The following is a 21,642-nucleotide window of genomic DNA, read 5'->3' as shown; positions in this document are numbered from 1 at the left end:
TCAGCCCTTGAGCTAAGCCGTTTTCAGCATGGATGTGCCGCGATCCAGCAGCGTTGCGGCGACGATGTCGTCGCGCAGATCGATCTTCGGCTGTCCATCGGCATCGATGATCAGCTTCAGAAAATCGAGCACGTTGCGCGCGTAGAGGGAGGATGCGTCCGTTGCGACCATCGAGGGAAGGTTGGTATAGCCGGCGATGTGCACGCCGTGTCTAACCACGACTTCATCGGCCTGCGTCAGCGTGCAGTTGCCGCCGGCCCGCGCTCCGCTCATCGCTCCCCGGCCCGCCGCCAGATCCACGATCACCGAGCCAGGTTTCATGGCTCGAACCGCGTTTTCATCGAGTAGGGTGGGTGCCGTGCGCCCGGGAATCAGCGCGGTGGTGATAACGATATCGGCTTGAGCCGCCCGCGCATGTACCAATGCGCTTTGCCGTGAGAGCCACGAAGGCGGCATCGGGCGCGCGTAGCCGCCCACACCCTGCGCGGCTTCGCGCTCTTCGTCGGTTTCGTACGGGACATCGAGAAACTTCGCGCCTAGCGATTCGGTTTGCTCTTTGGCGGCAGGCCGGACGTCCGAGGCTTCGATCACCGCTCCCAGACGCTTTGCGGTGGCAATGGCCTGCAGGCCCGCGACGCCCGCGCCAAGCACGAGCACCCGCGCGGCCTTCACGGTGCCCGCCGCCGTCATCAGCATCGGAAAGAACCGCTGATACAGCGTTGCCGCCATCAGCACCGCCTTGTATCCGGCGATGTTCGCTTGCGACGACAGCACGTCCATGCTTTGGGCACGCGTTGTCCTCGGAATCGACTCGAGGGCGAATGCTTGGACTCCCCGAGCGTTGATACGGGCGACGTGATCCGCGTCGAAGGGATCGAGCATGCCGACCAGTAGGCCGCCGCGCCGCAGATGCGCGAGTTCGGCATCGGTGGGTGACTGAACTTTCAGAATGAGGTCCGCGTCCCATGCGCGCACGGTATCGACGAGCGTGGCGCCTGCTTGAGCGTACGCGTCGTCGGGGAAGTGCGCCTGCGCGCCGGCGCCTTGCTCGACGAGCACGGCGTGACCTTTGGAGACGAGCTTTTTGACGGTCTCCGGCGTACCGGCGACACGGGTCTCGCCGGCGCGAATCTCGGCGGGTATGCCGATTTTCATCTGATGTTCTCCTCGAATGGTTGAGCGTGAGTGGCGGGTCGCCCGGCTTCTCGGCCGGAAGCGGGGCGAGCGTCGTCAGGACACCTGGGGTGTCCCGATGCGAATTCGTGGGTGAGGAGTCGGCCGGTGGTCGAGAGGGCGAGCCTCTCGACCACCGGCGAAGCGAGAATTTCGAAGTTGGAACTAACTTAGAACTTATGACGCAGGCCAATGGCCGCTTCGAACAGCGAGTTGTAGCCGAAGAACGGCTGGTTCGATCCGGAGGCCGCCGCGAGCGTCGTCCATGCACCCGTCAGGTGGTTGTAGTCCAAGCCCAGATACACGTCCGTGCGCTTGCTCAGGAAATAGTCGAACGTCGGACCGGACGTGATACGCGTGCCGCTTTGGCCGGCGTGGTGGACGACGTCCAGGTAGACGGGCAGATCGAGTACGAACTCCGGCGTGAAGTAGTACTGGACGGCGGCCGAGAAGGAGTCGTTGCGATAGTCGGCCGGGTAGACATGGCTGAAGATGTACGAGCCGAACACCTTGGCCTTGCCGAAGTTGTACGTTGCGCCCGCCGTAAAGACCTTCTGCGAACTGTCGGGAATCGTCAAGCCGAAGTAGGTGCTGCCGTAAGCCGTCGTCGAGGGATTGAGGCCGCCGATATCGTTGATGATCTGATAGGCCGCCCCTACGCTCAAGGGGCCATTGTCATACGAAATGCTGATGGCCGGCGATGAGTTCTGGTGGAAGTTCCCCGCTGTCTGCCCGAACGTATATGCGCCCTTGAGCGTGAAGCCCGCGAGCGACGGCGAGGTATAGCGGACCGTATTGTCGAGGCGTCCGCCTCCGGTCAAGCCTGCGCCCTGGAATCCGATCGTTCCCGTATAGTTCGCGAAGGCGTAGATGTCGTGGGTCCACCCCGTTTCGTGCACGAGCGTGTATTGGCGCCCCAAGGTCACCGTTCCGTAGGGGCTGTTCAGGCCGACGAGTGCCGTACGGCCGAACAGGCGTGCCGCTCCTGAAGGCGTCGACTGCTGAGTGACACCCGTATTTGGCGTGAAGCCGCCTTCCAATTGAAAAATGGCGGCGAGACCGTTGCCCAGATCTTCCTTGCCCTGCATCCCCCAGCGGCTGCCTTGAATTTCGCCGCCGCTACCCATCGTGAAGAGCTTGCCGCCCGACGCGCTCTGGTGCGTATCGAAACGCACTGCTTCATCGATGATGCCGTAGAGCGTGACGCTCGATTGTGCCCATGCTTGGGCGGAAGAAGCCAATGCCGAGATGCTTAGTAATCCTAATAATAATTTTTTCACGACTACACCCCTTTGCCTGTTAAAAAAGGAAAGCAACAATCCGACCGCCACGTCCTCACGGCGTGGCACGTCTTTCTTCTTAGCGTGCGGCGGATCCCGTACCGGAGTCCGCCGCACCGCTCTCAGTCGAGGGCGGCGACGGCGGCTGCGATCTTTCGGCAGCCTTCGTCGATGATGCCGACGGCGGTCGCGATCGACATGCGGAAGTACGGCGAGACGCCATAGGCGGATCCGGCGACCAGCGCGACGCCGGCTTGCTCTAGCAGATACAGGACCACGTCGGTATCGCCTTCGAGCCGCTTGCCTTGCGGCGTCCTGCGGCCGATCAAGCCACTGCAGTTCACATATAGGTAGAACGCGCCGCCTGGCGTCTTGCAGCTCAGGCCGGGAATGGCATTGATCGCTTCGAGTGCGAAGTCGCGGCGCTGCTTGTAAGTGCGCACCGATTCCTGAACGAAGGTCTGATCGCCGGTGAGCGCGGCGAGCGCCGCAGCTTGGCTGATCGTGCAGGCGTTGCTCGTCGATTGCGATTGAAGCGTGTCGAGCGCGGCGATCAGGTCGGCGGGGCCGGCTGCGTAGCCGATGCGCCAGCCGGTCATGGCGTAGGTCTTGGAAACGCCGTTGATCACCAGCGTGCGCGAAGCCAACTCCGGTTCGATCGTCAGCAGATGTTGTGCGGTATCGCCGTCAAAACGTATGTGCTCGTAGATGTCATCCATCATCACCAGCACGCGCGGGTGGCGCAGCAGCACGTCGGCGATCGCGCGCAGTTCCTCGGGGGTGTAGGTCGCGCCCGTGGGATTGGTCGGAGAATTGACGATCAGCCAGCGCGTGCGCGGCGTGATCGCGTGTTCGAGCACGGCGGGTGTGAGCTTGAAACCGTCCGCTTCGGTACAAGGCGCGATCACCGGCACGCCGTCGCATGCTAGCGCCATGTCGGGATAGGACACCCAGTACGGGGCGGGAATCAGGACTTCGTCGCCGGCCTCGACCGTGATGGCGAGGGCATTGAAGATCGCATGCTTGGCGCCGCAGGTGACGACGATGTGCTTCGGATCGTAGGTAAGCCCGTTCTCGCGCTGCAGCTTGGCCGCGATGGCGGCGCGCAGCGCGGGCGTGCCAGCCGTTTGCGTATAGCGGGTTTCGCCGCGTTCCATCGCATCGAAGGCAGCCTTGCGGATGTGTGCCGGCGTGTCGAAATCGGGTTCGCCCACCACGAGGTTGACGATGCGCTTTCCTTGCCGCTTGAGCTCGGCGGCGCGATCGGCCGCTGCGCTGCTGGGTGACGGCTTGATCCGCTGGACACGGGCGGCGATACGCGATGCACTCACACTGGACTCCTCGACGGCATTTGACGAGGCCTAACATTAAGCGCGCGAAAAAGTTAGGGCCAAGATGACTTTCCGCTGGCGCAATAACATCCGCTTATGATGCGGCGCGAGGTTCACGTTCGTATGAAGCCATGACGAAGCCATGAAGGACCGCCGCTGAGGGCGATGCGGCTTGTGCGGCACCGCGGCGCGCGTTGCGGGGAAGAGGGATGAACGACACGGCATCACGCGGGAATGGGGATTTTGGCGACTGTCCGTCGCGCACTGCTTGCCCTATGATTGTTGCAATTCTTTAACTCCGAGACGCAAAACCGTGAATCTGCGGCGTTTGAAGTATTTCGTAAAGATCGTCGATATCGGCAGCCTGACGCAAGCCGCTGAAGTGCTTCATATCGCCCAGCCCGCGTTGAGCCAGCAGTTGATCACGCTCGAAGACGAGTTCCAGCAACAGCTGCTCGTGCGCACGAAGCGAGGCGTGACGGCCACCGAGGCAGGCGCCACGCTGTATCGCCACGCGCAACTGATCTTGCGTCAATACGAGCAGGCGCAGGCCGACGTAAAGAGTGCCGGCCAGGCGTTGTCGGGGCAGGTATCGGTCGGGCTCGCGCCGGGCACGGGCGCCTCCGCCCTGTCCTTGCCGCTGTTGCGCACGGTGCGCGCGCGGCACCCGAACATCCTGCTTTACATCAACGAGAACTTCGGCACGACGCTGAGCGAACTCATCATGAACGGGCGTATGGACATGGCCGTGCTGTATGGAGAGAAGTCGGTGCACGGCCTGTCGTTTCAGCTGCTGATGAACGAGGAGATGTTTCTCGTCGCGCCCCGCGGCATGGGGATCGTCCGGGAAAAGATCGCGGTGGCCGACCTGCGGAACGTGCCGCTGCTGCTGCCGCGGCCTTACAACTACTTGCGCAAGTACGTCGACGAAGGCTTCGCGAGCGTGCAGATGACGCCGAACGTGATTGCGGAGATCGAATCCGCGTCGACTTTATCCGCGGCCGTGAGTGCGGGGATCGGCGCGACCATTCTGCCCGAATCGACCGCGCGCGTGGTCGCGGCGGCGGGGGACATCGTGCAATCGCGCATCGTGTCGCCCGTCATCAAGATCCCGCTGTCCGTGTGCTTGTCCGACCATCTCCCGCTTTCCGAGCCGGCCGCTGCGGTCAAAGACATCTTGCTGGAACTGGCCGGCGACCTCGCGCTCGGCGTGCGGGCCGCACCGGGCGCCGATACATAAGCGCGCCTTATCGCGACAAAGCCAAACCGTCTTGGCGCAATTTTTCGGCGCCGGATACATTGGGTCCAAACCGGCTACGGACTCAAAGATGGATCTTCAGAAGATAAAGGCGCTGATCGACCTGCTGGCCGATTCGCCGCTCGCCAAGCTCGAAGTGATCGAGGGCGATGAGCGGGTCAAGCTCGTCAAGGCGAAGCGCCGGGGCAAGCGCGGCCGCCACGGTGCGGCGATGGCGCCTGCCGTTGGGAGGCCGGGATCCGATCCGGTGAGCGACGGCACGGAGCACGCTACCGATGCGTCAGCGGCACAGGACACGAAACGGCGCGCCGCGAACGCCGAGCCTCGGTTCGTTTGCGCGCCGATGTTCGGCATCGTTCACCTGACGCCGTCGCCGGGCGAAGCGCCTTTCGTCAAAGTCGGCGATGCGGTGGCCGAAGGTCAGGTGCTATGTACGATCGAGGCGATGAAAATGTTCAACGCGATCGAATGCGATTGCGCGGGCACGGTGTCCGAGGTGCTAGTGACACCCGGCAGCGAAGTGGAGTCGGGGCAGCCGCTGTTCCGCATCGGTTGATCGATCATGTTCGACAAAGTATTGATTGCCAATCGCGGCGAAATCGCGCTTCGTGTCCAGCGCGCGTGCCGCGAGCTGGGGCTCGGAACGGTCGCCGTCTACTCCGAACCCGATGCCGGTGCACGCTATGTCAAGTTGGCCGACGAAGCGCTGTGCATTGGACCCGCGTCGCCTGGTCAGAGCTATCTGAACCAGACTGCGATTCTGTTCGCGGCCCATGTGAGCGGCGCACAGGCGGTCCATCCCGGATACGGCTTCCTTTCCGAAAACGCGGATTTCGCAACGGCTGTCGAAGCGGCCGGATTGACCTTTATCGGCCCGGCGCCGCATTCGATCCGCACGATGGGCGACAAGGTAGCCGCCAAGCGCGCGATGCGCGAAGCCGGCGTTCCTTGCGTGCCGGGCCCGGACGGCAGTCTGCCCGACGATCCGGACGCCGTCGTGGCGATCGCCGAGGAGATCGGCTTTCCCGTCATTGTGAAAGCGGCGGGCGGCGGCGGTGGGCGCGGCATGCGGGTCGTCAGAGCGGCGGGAGAGCTGCTGGAGGCTGTTGCCGTGACGCGCGAAGAAGCGCGCCGCGCGTTCGGCAAGCCGGAACTCTACGTCGAGAAATTCCTCGAGCATCCGCGCCATGTCGAGATCCAGGTTCTATGCGATACGCACGGCACCGCACTATGGCTCGGTTCGCGCGATTGCTCGCTGCAACGCCGGCATCAAAAGGTGTTGGAGGAAGCGCCGGCACCGGGCATCGATCCCGGCCTGATCCGCGATGTGGGGGAGCGTTGCGTAAAGGCATGCCGGCGGATCGGCTATCGCGGCGTGGGTACGTTCGAGTTCCTGTTCGAAGACGGCCGCTTCTACTTCATCGAGATGAACACGCGGCTGCAAGTCGAGCACCCTGTGACCGAAATGACGTCGGGCATCGACATCGTGCGAGAGCAGATTCGCGTCGCACAGGGACACGTGCTGCCCTGGAACCAGAGCGACATCGGCACGCGGGGACACGCCGTGGAGTGCCGAATCAATGCGGAAGACCCGTTCTCGTTCGTGCCGTGTCCGGGGCGGATCGAGGCATGGGAGTTACCGCGCGGGAACGGCGTCAGGGTGGACTCGCACATGAGCAGCGGGTGTGTCGTGCCGCCGTATTACGACTCGCTGATCGCCAAGATCATTGCGCACGGCGATACGCGCGACGAAGCGTTGACACGCATGCGCGTCGCCTTGTCGGAACTCCGCGTCGAAGGCATCCGTACCAATGCGCCGCTGCATCGGGCCATGCTCGGCGACCCAGGCTTTCAGGCAGGCGGCGTCGACATCCATCATCTGGAGCGCTGGCTTGCGAAAAGGAATGAGGCATGACGCCGATTATTGAATCCCCGTCGACGAGGATCGCGTCAGCTCCGAGTGGGCATCAACGGAACGAGAAGGAGAGCGTGGCCGCGATGAAGCGCGACGAATCGGAGCAGCAATTGACCATCAGCATGCTCGGGACGACGGCGATGCTGTTCGAAGCGCCCGGTGCGCTCGATCTGCCCGCGCAACGACGTATCTGGTCGCTTGCCCGCGAGATCGAATCCTGGCCGGGCATTCGCGAGGCCGTACCGGGCGTGACCAATCTGATGCTGACGTTCATCCGCCCGCCCGCCAATCCCGATGCGCTCGCCGATGCGTTGCGCGAGGCATGGGCGAAGGCCGGGGAACTGCGGATCGAAGGCCGGGTGATCGAACTGCCCGTCGTGTATGGCGGCGAGTTCGGGCCGCACCTGCAGGATGTCGTCGACCATACCGGATTGTCCGTCGACGAAGTCGTGCAGTTGCATTGCGCGCCGCTCTATACGGTTTATGCGCTGGGCAGTCACCCCGGCTACTGCTATCTCGGCGGCATGGACGGGCGTATCGCAACGCCGCGCCGCAAGGTGCCGGTGCTGGGCCTGCCCGGCGGGGCCGTTTCGATCGGCGGTGCGCAGACAGGTGTCTCGGCCTCGACGGGGCCAAGCGGATGGAACACGATCGGGCACACGTCGATGATCTTCTTCGACCCGTCGCGGGAGCACCCCGCGACGCTCGCGCCCGGCGACATGATTCGTTTTTGTGTCGAGAGGGTTGCGCGATGATCGAGGTACTGTCTTCATCCGCGCTCGCTACCGTGCAAGACCATGGGCGCGAGGGGTATTTGCGTTACGGCGTCGGGACGGCGGGCGCGATGGATCGGCTGGCGCTCGCGGTCGGCAATCTGCTGCTCGGCAATCCCGACGACGCAGCCGCCATCGAGATTCCGATGTTTCCGTTTCGCATTCGGTTCCTCGACGATCTCGACTTCGCGATTACCGGCGCCGACTGTACAGCGCGTCTGGGCGATAAAGACGTCTTGCCATGGTGGACGACGCACGCGCAAAAGGGCGATGTATTGACCATCGGCGTCCCCGCCAACGGCACCCGCTGCTATCTGTCGCTGGCCGGCGGCGTCGATGTGCCCGTCGTGCTCGGCTCGCGCAGCACGCAATTGCGCGGGCAGTTCGGCGGGTATGAAGGCCGCCAGTTGCACAAGGGCGACGTGCTCAAGGCAATCGGTTTCAAGCCCGGGGGTGGGCGCGATGCGGCCGCGCGTCGCGCGGGGTTCGGCATGGTCCCGCCCGAGCATGCGCTGCCGGCGCCCGTCGCCACGCCATGCGCCGAAGCAGGCGAGACCGTCGTGCGCGTGTTGACCGCGGCCGAGTACGACTGCTATGCACCGAAATCGATAGAAGCGTTCTGGTCCGAGGGATGGAAGGTCACGCCGCAGAGCGATCGATACGGCTACCGGCTCGAGGGCCCTACGCTCACGCCGACGCACCACATCGAGAAGCGCTCGCACGGCATCGTGCCCGGGGTGATCCAGGTGCCGCACAACGGCCAGCCGATCATTCAATTGCGCGACGCGCAGCCATCGGGGGGGTATCCGAAGATCGGCACCGTGATCGAGGCGGACTTGTGGCGGCTCGCGCAGGCGCGTATCGGAACGAAGATTCGCTTCGTGCGAACGACGTATCCGGACGCAGTGGCAGCGCTGGAGGAACTCGATGGCTACCTCGAGCGCGTTCGTCATCTGGTCGACCTCGTGCGCCCATCCAGACACTGACATGACAGAGAAAATCGAAGTCGACCTCGACGAGATTCGACAAATTACATCGTGGCTGGCCGCGAGCGGCATTCGATGTGCCGAGATCGGCCGCCCCGGGTTGACGGTGCGGTTGAACGTGGACGTTGGGCGTCATCACGACGACGAAGACGATGCGTCGTCGGGGATACCGGTCACCCCATCTGCTACCGCAGCCGAGGCAAACGCCGGCATCGTCCCTCGATCCAGCGTACGCGCAGTCAGCGTCACCGCGAGTACGGTCGGCGTCTTTCTCGCGTCGCACCCCGCTCGCGCGAAGCCGCTCGTCGCGCCGGGCTCGCGCGTCGAACCAGGTGACACGATTGGCCTGCTGCAGATTGCACATCTTTGCCTGCCCGTGGCCGCCCCGCTCGGGGGCGTCGTGACGCAGCCGCTCGTCGCGCATGGTGCGACCGTGGGTTACGGCACGCCGTTGTTCGAAATTTCGCCGGCTGCGTGAGCGGGGCCATGGTTCACGGCATCGGATAAGAGAACGGAGAGCAAACGATGGAAATAGATCTCAACGCGGATCTCGGAGAAGGTTTCGGACCATACCGCATGGGCGAAGACGAAGCGATGCTCGAAGTTGTGTCGTCGGCGAACATCGCATGCGGGTTCCATGCCGGCGATCCCGTCATCATGAACCGCACGGTGCGCCTCGCACTCGCGCGCAAGATCGAAGTCGGCGCGCATGTCGGCTTTCCGGATCTGCTCGGCTTCGGCCGCCGCCCGATCCAGGCCGACCCGCTGGAGTTGGCCGATTACGTGTTGTATCAGATGGGCGCACTCGCCGGTATCGCGAAGGCCGCGGGGCACCGCGTGACGCATATGAGCTTTCACGGCGCGCTCGGCAATATGGCCGCTGCGTCGTACGAGTTGGCGGAGCCGCTCGTGCGGGCCGTCGCCGAATTCGATCGCGACATGATCATCAGCGTATCGACCGATACCGAGATCGAACGCGCGGCGGATCGAATCGGCATCCGAACGGCGAACACGTTTCTTGCCGATCGAGCTTACGACGATCGGGGCGCGCTCGTCTCGCGCAAGCTCGACGGTGCGGTCATCAAGGACCGCGCAGCCGTGATGGCTCGCGTCCAAGCGTTGCTCGAAAACGGGACGATCACCACGATCACGGGCAACAAGCTCAAGGTGAAGGTGCAGTCGATCCTGCTGCATGGCGACACACCTGGAGCGGTCGAGCTGGCACGGGCGGTTCGGGGCGCGATCGAATCCGCGGGCGGCCGTGTGACGCCCTTGTCGAAGCTGGTCCGGTAGCGCGTAGGCAATCTCGCGGTAATGCAGACGAAAGGGGAGTCATAAGCGAGCCTTATTGCCACAAAGCCATTTCGTCTTGGCCGAGCTTTTTTTCGACGTATACATTGATCACAGAGGTACCGCTCGGCTCGCTGCGCGGTACACGGAACTTGAGACAGAGGACATTCATGCCGTTTTCAGACTATAAAACCGCGCTCGTGACGGGTGCCTCCACGGGCATGGGCGCGGCGATCGTCGAGCGCTTTTGCCGTGAAGGGCTGGAAGTGCACGCGCTCGCACGCAGCGCGGATCGTTTGAATGACCTTGCGAAGCGCACTGGCTGCATTCCCCATGCGATCGACGTCAGCGATCTCGCTGCCGTGACGAAGCTGACTCAGGATGTCCCGTTCGACATCGTCGTCAACAACGCCGGCGTGTCGCGCAAGGGTTCGATTCTCGATGCGGGTGTCGAGGACATCGACGTGCAGGTGGAAGTGAATCTGCAGGCCGTGCTGCATATCGTTAGGCTGACGATGCCCGGCATGGTGGCGCGCGATCGTGGCCATATCGTCAATATCAGTTCCATTGCGGCGATCTACAACTTCAACGGGAACACGATCTATCACGCAACGAAGGCCGCGATTCATGCGCTGTCGCGTCAATTGCGCGTCGATGCCACGGGCAAGCGCGTGCGCGTGACCGAGATCTGCCCGGGGCGCGTCGCGACCGATATCTTCGGCCACGTGCACGGCAATATCGAAGAGGCGCGCAAGCAGTTCATCGAAGGCTTCGAATTGCCGACGCCGGACGATATTGCCGATGCGATCGCGTTCGCCATCGCCGCGCCGCTCGCGGTCAACATCAGCAACATGGAAATTCTCCCGACGCTTCAAGTGCCGGGCGGCCTCACGACGGTCAAACGCGACTGACAAGGAGAAGGAGATTTCCATGCGTACACCGATACTCGTGACTCGCGCCTCGTATCCCGACATCGTCGATCGCCTGCGCGCGCAGTTCGACGTCACCGACAATCCCGATGACACGATCTGGACGCAGCCGGAGCTGATCGCGCGTTTGCAAGGCAAGGTGGGCGCGATGACGGCGGGCAGCGATCGCATTGATGCGACGCTGCTCGATGCGTGTCCGCAACTGAAGGCGGTATGCAATATCGGCGTCGGCTACAACAACATCGATGTGGGCGCGTGTACCGACCGCGGCGTCATCGTAACGAATACCCCCGACGTGCTGACCGAGACGACGGCGGACTTCGGCTTCGCGCTGATGATGGCTGCGGCGCGGCGCATTGCCGAGTCCGAGCATTATCTGCGCGGTGGCTTGTGGACCAAGACGGGCCGCTACGATATGTTCGTCGGCGGCGATGTCCATGGCGCAACGCTGGGGATTCTCGGTATGGGCCGCATCGGGCAAGCCGTCGCGCGCCGCGGGGCATTCGGGTTCGACATGAGGGTGATCTATCACAACCGATCGCCGCTTTCGCGCGAGACGGAGGAGCGTTGCCGCGCGCGCTATGTCGATAGAGAAACGCTGCTGCGCGAGTCCGATCATTTGATCGTCGTGGTGCCGTATTCCGCAAGTTCTCATCATGCGATCGGCGCGGCCGAACTCAGGCAGATGAAGTCGTCGGCGACGTTGACCAATATCGCCCGCGGCGGCGTCGTGGACGATGCCGCGCTTGCCGTGGCGCTGAGCGAAGGCGCCATTGCGGCGGCCGGCCTGGACGTGTTCGAGGGCGAGCCCGCCGTATGCCCCGCGTTGCTGGCACAGAAGAACGTCGTGCTGACGCCGCACATCGGCAGCGCCTCGGTTGCCACACGGCGCGCGATGGCCTCGCTGTGCGTGGACAACCTGATTGCCGCGCTTGGACGCGGCCCTGTGGCAGGCAAGCCGCCGACACCCGTGAATCCGCAGGTCTTGGCCAGCACCCTCGAGGGGCGATAAAGCACATGCGGTGAGGCTAGGGTAGGCGGCGCACTCGGACGACGAGCGTGCATACGAAACGACGAACGACGGGGCGCCAAAGCTGCGCTTTGCATCGGAGACACATCTAATGCCGAAACTTCATTTTGACCTCGGAACCGTGCTGCAGGGCGAGTATGGCGCCTTGTTTCTGCACGGAATCGAGCTCACGCTCGCGATGGCGGCGCTGGCGTGGGTATTCTCGATGATCGTCGGCATCGCGCTGACGCTGATACGCATGACCCACTTCCGCCCCGCAACGGCGTTCGTCGCGAGTTTCGTGGCCTATCACCGCAACGTCCCGATGCTCGTGCAGATTCTGTTCTGGTACTTCGGCATTTCGAACGTTCTGCCGCAGTCGCTGCAAACGCTGCTGAACAATTACAACGGCCAGTTCATCTTCGCGGTCATTGCGATCGGCCTGTGCAGCGCGGCTTACCTATCCGAGGATATTCGCAGCGGATTGCGCGCCATTCCGTACGGCCAATTCGAGGCGTCGCGAGCGCTGGGCCTGAATTTCCTCCAAGCGATGCGCCACGTGATCCTGCCTCAAGCGCTGCGCAAGGCGATGCCGCCGATGATCAATCACACGGTCTTGCTCTTCAAGAACACCAGTCTCGCGATGGCGATCGGCGCGGCGGAGCTCACCTACGTGACGCGGCAGGTCGAGAACGAGACATTCCTTTCGTTTGAATCGTACTTCGTCGCGACGGTGGTCTACCTCGGCATCTCGCTCGTCATCATGCTGTGCGGGGCGCGCATTGCCGCGCACTACCGTATTCCGGGAGCCCGGTGATCATGTTGAACATCTTGCGCGACAACTGGGCGCTCCTGCTGATCGGACAGTACCCTCACGGCCCGCTGGGCGGGATCGTGCTGACCGTCTTGCTGTCGCTTTCGGCACTCGCCATCGCATTTCCGCTCGGAATCCTGATTGCGCTGGCTCGGATCAGCCCGTTCGCGATCCTGCGCGCGCCCGCCACCGGGCTCGTGTATGCGGTGCGTGGCGTGCCGCTCCTGATGGTGATCTTCTGGGTGTATTTCCTCGTGCCCGTGCTGACGGGCTATCCCGTCACCGGCTTCGTCACGATGCTGTGCGCGCTTGTGGTCTATGACTCCGCTTATCTTGGAGAAATCGTTCGCGCGGGCATTGAAGGTCTACCGCGCGGGCAGATGGAAGCATCGCGCGCGCTGGGGCTCAGCTATCTGAAGACGATGCGCTCCGTGATTCTGCCGCAAGCGCTTTACAACGTCGTGCCGAGCATGATTACGCAGTTCGTTTCCACGATCAAAGAGACGTCGCTCGGCTACATCATCAACGTGCAGGAAATTTCGTTTGCGGCCGATCAGATCAACAACCGGCTGCTGACCAAACCCTTTCCGGTCTATCTGATTCTCGCGCTGAGCTACTTCGCTTTGTGCTATGCGCTGACGCAGGTCGCGCAATATCTGGAGCGCCGTGTCACGCGCAAGCGGGCGGGCACGCCCGCCGTGAGCAGGAAGGCGAGCGCGGTCGCGCTGGCCGATCCGCTGCCGACCAAGAACTAGGTGGTCATTCAATTCGAGGTATGTCGCATGATCAAATTCTCCGGCGTCGACAAATGGTACGGCGAGTATCACGCGCTAGTGGACGTGAGCGCCGAAGTGCGCAAGGGCGAAGTGGTCGTCGTGTGCGGGCCGTCGGGATCGGGCAAATCGACGTTGATCCGTACCGTCAACCGGCTCGAGGAAATCAACCGCGGGCAGATCTTCTTCGATGGACAGAACATCCACGACAAGAAACTTCGCATCAATGCGTATCGCAGCCGTATCGGCTTCGTGTTCCAGCAGTTCAATTTGTTTCCGCACTTGTCCGTGCTCGAAAACATCACCCTCTCGCCGATGAGCGTGAACGGGCTCAAGCGGGCGGAAGCGGAGCGCAAGGCAGCCGAACTGTTGTCGCGCGTCGGTTTATCGAGCAAGGCGAATGCTTACCCGGCGCAATTGTCGGGTGGCCAGCAGCAGCGCGTCGCGATCGCGCGCGCCTTGGCAATGGACCCGCCCGCGATGCTGTTCGACGAGCCGACGAGCGCGCTGGACCCCGAAATGGTGGGCGAAGTGCTGAGCGTCATGAAGAGCCTGGCCCAGGAGGGCATGACGATGATGTGCGTGACGCACGAAATGGGTTTTGCGCGCGAGGTCGCGGATCGCGTGTGGTTCATGGATGCCGGCCAGATACTCGAAACGGCGTCGCCGGAAGAATTTTTTTCGCGCCCGAAGCATGCGCGGGCGCAACGGTTCCTGTCGGATCTTCGCACGCATTGAGCGAGACCACAGGCTATTGAGGAGCGGGGCGGGCATAGCCCGATCGCCAGAATGGCTGGCGTTTCATCGAATTACATCGACATGAGGAGCACGCAATGCAGGTAAAGAGAATTTATGCCGGGATGCTGATCGCGTTCGGCGCGCTCGCGTGGGTCGTTCCCGCGTGCGCGGATCAACTCTCGGACGTCAAGAGCCGCGGTGAACTGACCTGCGGCGTGTACTCGAACGTCCAGCCGTTCTCCTATCCCGATGCGCAGACGCGCCAATTGGAAGGCATGGATGTGGATTTGTGCAATGCGGTGGCGAAGCACATCGGCGTCAAGGCGAAGCTCGAACCGCTGGCCGTGGAAGCGCGCATTCCGCAACTGAAGCTCGGCCGCGTCGATATCGTGGTGGCGAATTTGGCGTATACCAAGACGCGCGCGACGCAGATCGATTTCAGCGACTCGTACTATTCGACCAAGGAAGTGCTCGTCGTGAAGAAGGCCGACGCGGACAAGAAGCTCGCCGATTTCACGGGACAGAAGATCAGCGCGGCGGACGGCTCCACGTCGGCGCAGTCGATCCCGCTCTCGATCAAGGACGGTCAGGCCGTGACGTTCCATGACACGAGCTCGGCGTTCCTGGCACTCGAGCAGAACAAGGTGAAGGGCTTCGTCACGAATCAGATGACGGCTACGGAGATCGTCAAGCATGTAGCGGGCACGGACGGTGCGGTCGCGATCGCAACGGAGCCGATGCTGATCGAGCCCATCGCCGTCGGCTTGCGCAAGAACGAGCCGGCGATGTTGGACGTCGTCAACAAGTCGCTCAATGCAATGGAGCAGAGCGGCGAAATGAGCAGCATCTTCGACAAATGGCTGGGGCCGAAGACGCAGTACGGTCTGACGCGCACGGAGAAGGTAACGCCGATCGATAAGCTCAAGTTTACGCCGCTGTCTTGATGCGGCTCGAAGCGGCGCCGGGCGTAAACTGTATGCGATGAAATAGCCGGCTGGGAAGGATCGCGCGCCGTCTCCTCCCGCGGGGCGCGAGGCGGAATGCAACGTCGCCGAAGCCATTCGATGGATCGGCGCCCAAGGAATGAAACAGGAGTCGAATTGAAAAGCAATCTGCAAATGTTCGACCTTACGGGCCGCCGTGCGCTCGTTACGGGGTCGAGTATGGGAATCGGTTTTGCGCTCGCGAAAGGGCTGGCGGGCGCGGGTGCCGAAATCGTGCTGAACGCGCGCAACGAGGCCCGGTTAGCGGAAGCCGTCGCACGCTTGCACGACGAAGGCGCGACGGTGCATGCGGCGAAATTCGATGCAACCTTGCCGGAGGACGTCGAGATCGCGATTGCGCGCATCGAACGGGAGATCGGCGCGATCGACATTCTGGTCAACAATGCGGGCATGCAGCGGCGCGCGCCGCTCGAACAATTTTCTCACGAGCAGTGGGAAGAACTGATGAAGACCAACGTCGAAAGCGTGTTCCTGGTGGGGCAAGCTGTCGCGCGATACATGATCGCGCGCAAGCGCGGCAAGATCGTCAATATCTGCTCGGTACAGAGCGAGCTGGGGCGCCCGAGCATCGCGGCCTATACCGCAAGCAAAGGCGCGGTCAAGATGCTGACCAAGGGCATGGCTATCGACTGGGGCCAGCACGGCATCCAGGTGAACGGGCTCGGCCCCGGGTACTTCAAGACCGAGCTGACGGACGCGTTGGTGAAGGACGAAAAGTTCAGTAGCTGGTTGATCGGGCGTACGCCGTCGCGTCGCTGGGGCGATGTCGAGGATCTCGTTGGTGCCGCGGTGTTTCTGTCGAGCGACGCATCGAACTTCGTCAACGGCCACATCCTCTATGTCGACGGCGGCGTGACGGCGACGCTTTGAACTTCTAGCCCTTTTTTCTCAATACCGCGAGATCTGATTCCCGTCGATGCGTACGCGATCGCCCGGACGCAGATCGCCCGGCGATTGCATGTCGAGCGAGCGCATCGTGCCGTCGCTCAATTGAATGTCGACGCGATAGCCGGCGGGCTGGCCCATGCTTTGGCCGATCTGATTGCCTGCCACCGCACCGCCGACGGCACCGACTACCGTTGCGGCATCGCGTCCGTGTCCGCGGCCGAATTGATTGCCGATTACTCCACCGACAAGTGCGCCGACGAGCGTGCCTGCTACACCCGAGGGACTCGTTGCTCCACCGATCGGGCGAATGCCGGCGATGGTGCCGTATTGTTCGCCGTAGCCGCCCTGCGGCTGAGCATACGTGGGCGCGGGTGCCGGGGGCGGAGGCGGCGGCGCATAGGCGGGCTGCTGGTCGTCCGGCTGAGCATATTGCGGCTGGGGATACTGGGGTTGCGCGTACTGCGGCTGCGCCGGCTGAGCGTATTGTGGCTGACCGTAGGCCGGCTGCGCGTACTGAGGCTGGGAACCATAGGCTCCGTACGGATTCGGCGCAACGCACGCGGTGAGCGATAACGCCGAGGCCGCGACGAGCGGAACGAGGAGGGCGGTCTTGGTCAGCGTGAGGCGTTTCATCGGATTTCTCTGTATCGATCGCGCGCTCGAAAAGCGCAAATGAATGGGTTGCGGATCGGAGTATAGGGAAAGCCGGATTGGCTGTGAGGGGGCGCGGCGTAACAGTGTGTAAGGTCTGTTGCCGCGCGCAGGTTGGAGGGTTCGGTTAGCGATGCCAAGCGCCTTACGCGCCACGGCCGCGCCAAGTGCGGCCGTGGCGGGCAGGTCCCGTCAAAACATGTGCCGTATGCCCGCCATCACGCCCAACTGGCCATTACCGGCGGCGGGCGTCGTACCGCCGCCTCCCGAGCTCAAGCTGTAATGCGCTTTCGCGCTATTGCACAAATACGAGGTCTGGAGATAAACGGCCGTGGCTTTCGACAAGAAGTAGGTGCCTCTCAACGTGGTCATCGTTGCGCGAGTGTCTTGCTCGCTATCGACGATGCGGAACGCTTCGCCATCGAGTAGAACGGTGGGCGTGACGAGATACGACGCCCCGGCAAAGAACAAATTCGAACGCACGTCGGGCACTGCGGGCGAAACGGTCTCCACGTGGCGCCCGATCCAGCCGGCGCCCAGCTTGACTGGACCAAGCATCCCATATGCGCTGACCTGCGTCCGGCTATCCTTGTCTCCCTCGTTGGTCAACGCGAACGGTGCGACGCCGTTGAAGAAATTTGCCGCGGCGCCCGTGCCCCCACGTTGCTCGTCATAGGCGGCGGACACACCGAATGCCTTCATGTCGTACTTCGCCATTGCGCTCCATTGACGGCACTGGCTGGCATGCCCGGCGACCTGGCCCGCGCAGGTGCCTTGGCCTGGCGAGTTGCCGGTTCCGGCCGAGTCGCGGCCGAAAGAGTACGTCGCGCCGAGCGTCAAACCATGAAACGTCCCCTTGTAAGCCACCGTGTTATCGCTGCGTGCATTGGGGATATAGGCGTCGAGCGACGCGCTGCCGTAAATGTCCGGACCCAGGATGTCGGAATCCGCGAGCCCCCAGAACGTCATCGTGTACTGTCGCCCGAACGACACGGTGCCCCAGGGGCCTTGCAATCCGACCCAAGCCTGGCGCCCGAACAGCCGGCCGCCTTGCCCCATGTCGCCGGCTTTGGGATTGAAGCCGCTTTCGAGTTGGAATACGGTCTTCAGTCCGCCGCCGAGATCCTCGACGCCTCGCAGTCCCCACCGTGAGGGCAATTCGCCGGTGACGCCAGGCATGCGTAGCACGTTGTCGCCGGCGGCATCGGCATGTGAAACATATTCGATCCCGGTGTCGATCACCCCGTACAACGTGACGCCGCTTTGGGCGAATGCCGATGCGCTGAATGCGGCGAGCCCCGTGACAAACCATGTCGATAACTTCATTTCGTCTCCGTGACTATGTTTGTTTCTTTTAAGTGTCACGAAGGTTGCCGAGTCGTCGTAGGCGCGTCTACGCGAGTGCGTGAATGAGCGACATTCACAACCGTTATTTTGATGCGGCCCGGCCCCCGGTCTGCGCCCGCCGGGACGGGTGGATGGTTGGCGTAGGGAAAGTCCTAAATCGAAAACTCATCGAACACCAGTTGCCTTAGCCATTGATTGCCGGGCTCGCGATGATTGCGCGCATGCCACAGCACGTTGATCGTGATGTCGGGGATCTTCAGCGGGCACGGCGCACTGACGAGGTCGAACGGCGCGAGCGTGCGGACCGCATAGGCTTCGGGCACGACGGCAACGAGATCGGTTGTCTGCAGGATGTGGCCGACCGCGACGAAGTGCGGTACGCGCAGGTGGACGTTGCGCTGATGGCCGGCCCGCTGAATCGCGGCATCGACCATGCCGTGCCCCGTGCCTTCGGCCACGATAGAGACGTGCTCGGAATCCAAGAACGCTTTCGTCGTCATGCCGGTTTTGGCGAGCGGATGTCCCTTCCGGAACAGACACACATATTTCTGACGAAAGAGACGCCGCTGGAAGAAGCCCGACTTCAGATCGGGCAGGAAGCCGATCGCGAGATCCACATTGCCGCGCTCCATCTCGTCGCGCAGCGCGTCCGACTGATTGCGCACCGTGCTGATCGACACGCCAGGCGCGACCTTGGCCAGGTGCTTCATGAGGCCGGGCAGAAAGTAAATCTCGCCGATATCGGTCATCGCAACGGTAAACGCACGCGTGCTGGTGCTCGGATCGAAGCCCGATTTCACATTCAGCGCATCGTGCAGCGTCCCAAGCGCATACCCGACCGACTCGGCAAGTGTTTCCGCGAACGGCGTCGGCGTCATTCCCTTCGACGTGCGCAGAAACAGTTCGTCGCCGAGCACTTTTCTGAGCCGGTTCAGCGCGTTGCTGATCGCGGGCTGCGAAATGCCGAGGGTGGCGGCGACGGCCGATACACGCCGCTGCCGCAGCAACTCGTTGAATACGACGAGCAGGTTCAGGTCGATGTCCTTGAGTTCCATCTTTGGTCTCCTTCCTTCGCTTCGATCGCATTATCACTGTCAGTGATGTGTCTTATCAACGTATTTCTATTTATCAATAGCGGAGGCGAGCGCATCATGCGCCCCATAGGTTGAACGATTCGGAGACGCAGGCCCATGGAAGTATCTATCTTGCCGCTGCAGAGAACGCTCGATGTTCGTTCAGGCGACAATCTGCTGGAGGCGCTACGCAATCATCAGGTCCCGATCTCGTACAGCTGCACGGCGGGGCGATGCGGCACGTGCCGATGCCGAATCGTATCGGGCAACGTGCTGGTAACAGGGGCAGCCGAGACGAACCGCCCGGCAACCGACGGAGAATTGGTGCTCGCTTGCCAGGCGACGCTCGTCGAAGACTGCGTGATAGAGATTCCCGAGGTCGACGAGATCGTCGTCCATCCGTCGAAGATCATCAAGACGACAGTTGTCGGCATCGAGGATCTGACGCACGACATCAAGCGCGTGCGGCTGGCACTGTCCAAGCCGTTCGCGTTTTCTCCGGGGCAGTACGCATCGCTGCAATTCTCGCCGGAGCTTGTCCGGCCGTATTCGATGGCGGTTGCCGCGGGCGGCGACGAAGCGGAGTTTCACATTCGCGTCGTGCCGGGCGGGCGCGTCACCTCGTATGTCGCTACGCAATTGAAGGTGGGAGACGCCGTTCGGTTGAGCGGGCCGCTCGGTACCGCCTATCTGCGAACGAAGACGTCCGATCCGATCATCTGCATTGCCGGCGGCACGGGCCTCGCGCCGATCTTGTCGATCGTTCGCGGGATGGCCGATCGCGGGTTGACGCACCCGGTGGATCTCTACTTCGGCGTTCGCTCGCCGCGAGACATCTATGGCATGGCGTGGCTCGACGAACTCAAGGCAAGGTTGCCGAGCTTGACCGTTCACGTCGTCGTGACGTCGTCGAACGAGCCGGGGCCGTATCGAACGGGCGTCGTGACCGATGCGGTCAAACACGATTGGGACAGCCTGAAAAGCTGGCGGGCGTACATCGCCGGTGCGCCGGCGATGGTCGATGCCTCGACGATCCTGCTCCGTCAAAAGGGCGTCCTGGCAGAACACGTGTACGCCGATGCATTTTATGCGAGCGGCGTTTGACATCCGTCATTTGCAACGCTTTTAAAGTTTTCAAATCAGGAGACGAATCATGAGTGAGGCGCCCGTTACCTTCGCGCGGCCGAGCTGGAAGGAGGAGGGTTCGAGTCGTATTCCGTTCTGGGCGTACACGGACGAGCAAACCTATCGACGCGAACTCGATCGCTTCTTCTATGCGAATCACTGGTGCTACGTTGGCCTCGAAGCCGAAATCCCGAATCCGGGCGATTTCAAGCGCACGGTTGTCGGCGAGCGCTCGGTGATCGTCACGCGTACTCAAGACGGAGAAGTTGCCGTCGTCGAAAACGTCTGCGCGCATCGCGGCGTGCGCTTTTGCCGCGAGAAATTCGGCAACCGGAAGGATTTCACCTGCCCGTACCATCAATGGAATTACGACCTGAAGGGGAACCTCGTCGGCGTTCCGTTCCGCCGAGGCGTAAAGGCCGATGGGAAAGTGAACGGCGGCATGCCGGCCGATTTCGATCCGACGCAGCACGGACTGACGAAGCTCAACGTCGCCTGCCGAAACGGCGTGATCTTTGCATCGTTCGACTATGAGCTTCCGTCGCTCGAGACCTACCTCGGACCGACCATCCTCGAATATTTCGACCGTGTATTCGACGGCCGCAAGCTGAAGATCCTCGGCTATAACCGGCAACGCATTCCCGGCAACTGGAAGCTGATGCAGGAGAACATCAAGGATCCCTATCATCCGGGGCTGCTCCACACCTGGTTCGTCACGTTCGGCCTTTGGCGCGCAGACAACAAGTCGGAACTGAAGATGGACGATCAATTTCGCCACGCGGCGATGATCTCGACGCGCGGCACCGGCGGAAAGGGCGAAGTCACGAGCGGCGTCACGAGCTTCAAGGATCGCATGACGCTGAACGACGATCGGTTCTTGGATGTCGTGCACGAGCCGTGGTGGGGTGATCCGACCGCCGTGATGATGACGATTTTCCCGAGCGTGATCGTTCAGCAGCAGGTCAACTCGGTGTCGACGCGCCATATTCAGCCGAACGGGAACGGTTCGTTCGACTTCGTTTGGACGCATTTCGGATTCGAGGACGATACCGATGAAATGACGCGCCGGCGTTTGCGTCAAGCGAATCTGTTCGGGCCCGCGGGTTTCGTTTCTGCCGATGACGGTGAAGTCATCGAATTCTCGCAGGAAGGTTTCGAACAGAAACCGTTCCATCGAACGATCGCTGAATTGGGCGGGCGCGAGGTTGCCAATACCGACCACATGGTGACGGAAACGCTGATACGCGGCATGTACGACTACTGGCGTCGCGTGATGGAGGTCTGA

Annotated in this window: 22 protein-coding genes; 16 read left to right on the top strand and 6 right to left on the bottom strand. The window is 62.4% G+C overall.

The window, feature by feature from the left end:
- Positions 1-12 precede the first annotated feature (12 nt).
- From DWV00_RS00800 to DWV00_RS00790, 3 genes are all read right to left on the bottom strand, one after another.
- Positions 13-1,155 carry a Re/Si-specific NAD(P)(+) transhydrogenase subunit alpha gene (locus DWV00_RS00800; protein ID WP_115531644.1) on the bottom strand — a complete coding sequence of 381 codons (1,143 nt, stop codon included), beginning with the start codon at positions 1,153-1,155 and terminating at the stop codon, positions 13-15.
- 188 nt (positions 1,156-1,343) lie between these two features.
- Positions 1,344-2,414: a porin gene (locus DWV00_RS00795; protein ID WP_115531643.1), complete on the bottom strand. Its 1,071-nt coding sequence runs from the start codon at positions 2,412-2,414 to the stop codon at positions 1,344-1,346.
- 161 nt (positions 2,415-2,575) lie between these two features.
- Positions 2,576-3,784: an aspartate transaminase gene (locus DWV00_RS00790; RefSeq protein WP_115531642.1), complete on the bottom strand. Its 1,209-nt coding sequence runs from the start codon at positions 3,782-3,784 to the stop codon at positions 2,576-2,578.
- 313 nt (positions 3,785-4,097) lie between these two features.
- Between DWV00_RS00790 and nac the strand changes: the two genes are divergently transcribed.
- The 14 genes from nac (at position 4,098) to DWV00_RS00720 (ending at position 16,143) form a co-directional block, all read left to right on the top strand.
- Complete coding sequence (gene nac, locus DWV00_RS00785) at positions 4,098-5,024, top strand: nitrogen assimilation transcriptional regulator NAC (RefSeq protein ID WP_115531641.1); 927 nt, start codon at positions 4,098-4,100, stop codon at positions 5,022-5,024.
- An 88-nt stretch (positions 5,025-5,112) separates the two neighbouring features.
- Entirely contained in the window at positions 5,113-5,598 is a 486-nt protein-coding gene (accB, locus tag DWV00_RS00780) for an acetyl-CoA carboxylase biotin carboxyl carrier protein (protein WP_115531640.1), read from the top strand.
- Positions 5,599-5,604: 6 nt separating this feature from the next.
- Positions 5,605-6,957: an acetyl-CoA carboxylase biotin carboxylase subunit gene (gene accC, locus DWV00_RS00775; RefSeq protein WP_115531639.1), complete on the top strand. Its 1,353-nt coding sequence runs from the start codon at positions 5,605-5,607 to the stop codon at positions 6,955-6,957.
- Positions 6,958-7,040: 83 nt separating this feature from the next.
- A complete protein-coding gene (gene pxpB / locus DWV00_RS00770; RefSeq protein WP_115531638.1) occupies positions 7,041-7,712 on the top strand; it encodes a 5-oxoprolinase subunit PxpB in 672 nt (223 codons plus the stop codon).
- Positions 7,709-8,716 carry a 5-oxoprolinase subunit C family protein gene (locus DWV00_RS00765; protein ID WP_115531637.1) on the top strand — a complete coding sequence of 336 codons (1,008 nt, stop codon included), beginning with the start codon at positions 7,709-7,711 and terminating at the stop codon, positions 8,714-8,716. The genes pxpB and DWV00_RS00765 overlap by 4 nt, the downstream gene beginning before the upstream one ends.
- Position 8,717: 1 nt before the next feature.
- Positions 8,718-9,194 carry an acetyl-CoA carboxylase biotin carboxyl carrier protein gene (locus DWV00_RS00760; RefSeq protein WP_181885305.1) on the top strand — a complete coding sequence of 159 codons (477 nt, stop codon included), beginning with the start codon at positions 8,718-8,720 and terminating at the stop codon, positions 9,192-9,194.
- A 47-nt stretch (positions 9,195-9,241) separates the two neighbouring features.
- Positions 9,242-10,009 (top strand): LamB/YcsF family protein, encoded by a 768-nt coding sequence (locus tag DWV00_RS00755; RefSeq protein ID WP_115531635.1) that lies wholly within the window; start codon positions 9,242-9,244, stop codon positions 10,007-10,009.
- A gap of 167 nt (positions 10,010-10,176) precedes the next feature.
- Positions 10,177-10,917, top strand: a complete 741-nt coding sequence (locus tag DWV00_RS00750) for an SDR family oxidoreductase (protein WP_115531634.1) — start codon at positions 10,177-10,179, stop codon at positions 10,915-10,917.
- A gap of 19 nt (positions 10,918-10,936) precedes the next feature.
- Positions 10,937-11,947: a 2-hydroxyacid dehydrogenase gene (locus tag DWV00_RS00745; RefSeq protein ID WP_115531633.1), complete on the top strand. Its 1,011-nt coding sequence runs from the start codon at positions 10,937-10,939 to the stop codon at positions 11,945-11,947.
- Between the two features lie 109 nt (positions 11,948-12,056).
- Entirely contained in the window at positions 12,057-12,761 is a 705-nt protein-coding gene (locus tag DWV00_RS00740; RefSeq protein ID WP_115531632.1) for an amino acid ABC transporter permease, read from the top strand.
- 2 nt (positions 12,762-12,763) lie between these two features.
- Positions 12,764-13,513, top strand: a complete 750-nt coding sequence (locus DWV00_RS00735; RefSeq protein WP_115531631.1) for an amino acid ABC transporter permease — start codon at positions 12,764-12,766, stop codon at positions 13,511-13,513.
- Between the two features lie 27 nt (positions 13,514-13,540).
- Positions 13,541-14,269 (top strand): amino acid ABC transporter ATP-binding protein, encoded by a 729-nt coding sequence (locus DWV00_RS00730; RefSeq protein WP_115531630.1) that lies wholly within the window; start codon positions 13,541-13,543, stop codon positions 14,267-14,269.
- 95 nt (positions 14,270-14,364) lie between these two features.
- Positions 14,365-15,213 (top strand): transporter substrate-binding domain-containing protein, encoded by an 849-nt coding sequence (locus DWV00_RS00725; protein WP_115531629.1) that lies wholly within the window; start codon positions 14,365-14,367, stop codon positions 15,211-15,213.
- A gap of 120 nt (positions 15,214-15,333) precedes the next feature.
- Positions 15,334-16,143, top strand: coding sequence for a glucose 1-dehydrogenase (locus DWV00_RS00720; RefSeq protein WP_425452689.1), 810 nt, complete (start codon positions 15,334-15,336; stop codon positions 16,141-16,143).
- Positions 16,144-16,161: 18 nt separating this feature from the next.
- On the opposite strand, the gene DWV00_RS00715 is transcribed toward DWV00_RS00720, so the two are convergent.
- The 3 genes from DWV00_RS00715 to DWV00_RS00705 form a co-directional block, all read right to left on the bottom strand.
- Positions 16,162-16,794 (bottom strand): outer membrane lipoprotein, encoded by a 633-nt coding sequence (locus tag DWV00_RS00715; RefSeq protein ID WP_115531628.1) that lies wholly within the window; start codon positions 16,792-16,794, stop codon positions 16,162-16,164.
- Positions 16,795-17,004: 210 nt separating this feature from the next.
- Positions 17,005-18,138 carry a porin gene (locus tag DWV00_RS00710; protein ID WP_115531627.1) on the bottom strand — a complete coding sequence of 378 codons (1,134 nt, stop codon included), beginning with the start codon at positions 18,136-18,138 and terminating at the stop codon, positions 17,005-17,007.
- Between the two features lie 173 nt (positions 18,139-18,311).
- Positions 18,312-19,214, bottom strand: a complete 903-nt coding sequence (locus tag DWV00_RS00705) for a LysR family transcriptional regulator (RefSeq protein WP_115531626.1) — start codon at positions 19,212-19,214, stop codon at positions 18,312-18,314.
- 135 nt (positions 19,215-19,349) lie between these two features.
- Here DWV00_RS00705 and DWV00_RS00700 point away from each other — a divergent pair, with 135 nt between their 5' ends.
- Positions 19,350-20,336, top strand: coding sequence for a 2Fe-2S iron-sulfur cluster-binding protein (locus tag DWV00_RS00700; protein WP_115531625.1), 987 nt, complete (start codon positions 19,350-19,352; stop codon positions 20,334-20,336).
- A 49-nt stretch (positions 20,337-20,385) separates the two neighbouring features.
- Positions 20,386-21,642: an aromatic ring-hydroxylating dioxygenase subunit alpha gene (locus DWV00_RS00695; RefSeq protein WP_115531624.1), complete on the top strand. Its 1,257-nt coding sequence runs from the start codon at positions 20,386-20,388 to the stop codon at positions 21,640-21,642.

Source organism: Trinickia dinghuensis, assembly GCF_003367175.1.
Taxonomy (GTDB): Bacteria; Pseudomonadota; Gammaproteobacteria; order Burkholderiales; family Burkholderiaceae; genus Trinickia; species Trinickia dinghuensis.
This window is presented reverse-complemented; position numbering and strand designations above follow the sequence as displayed.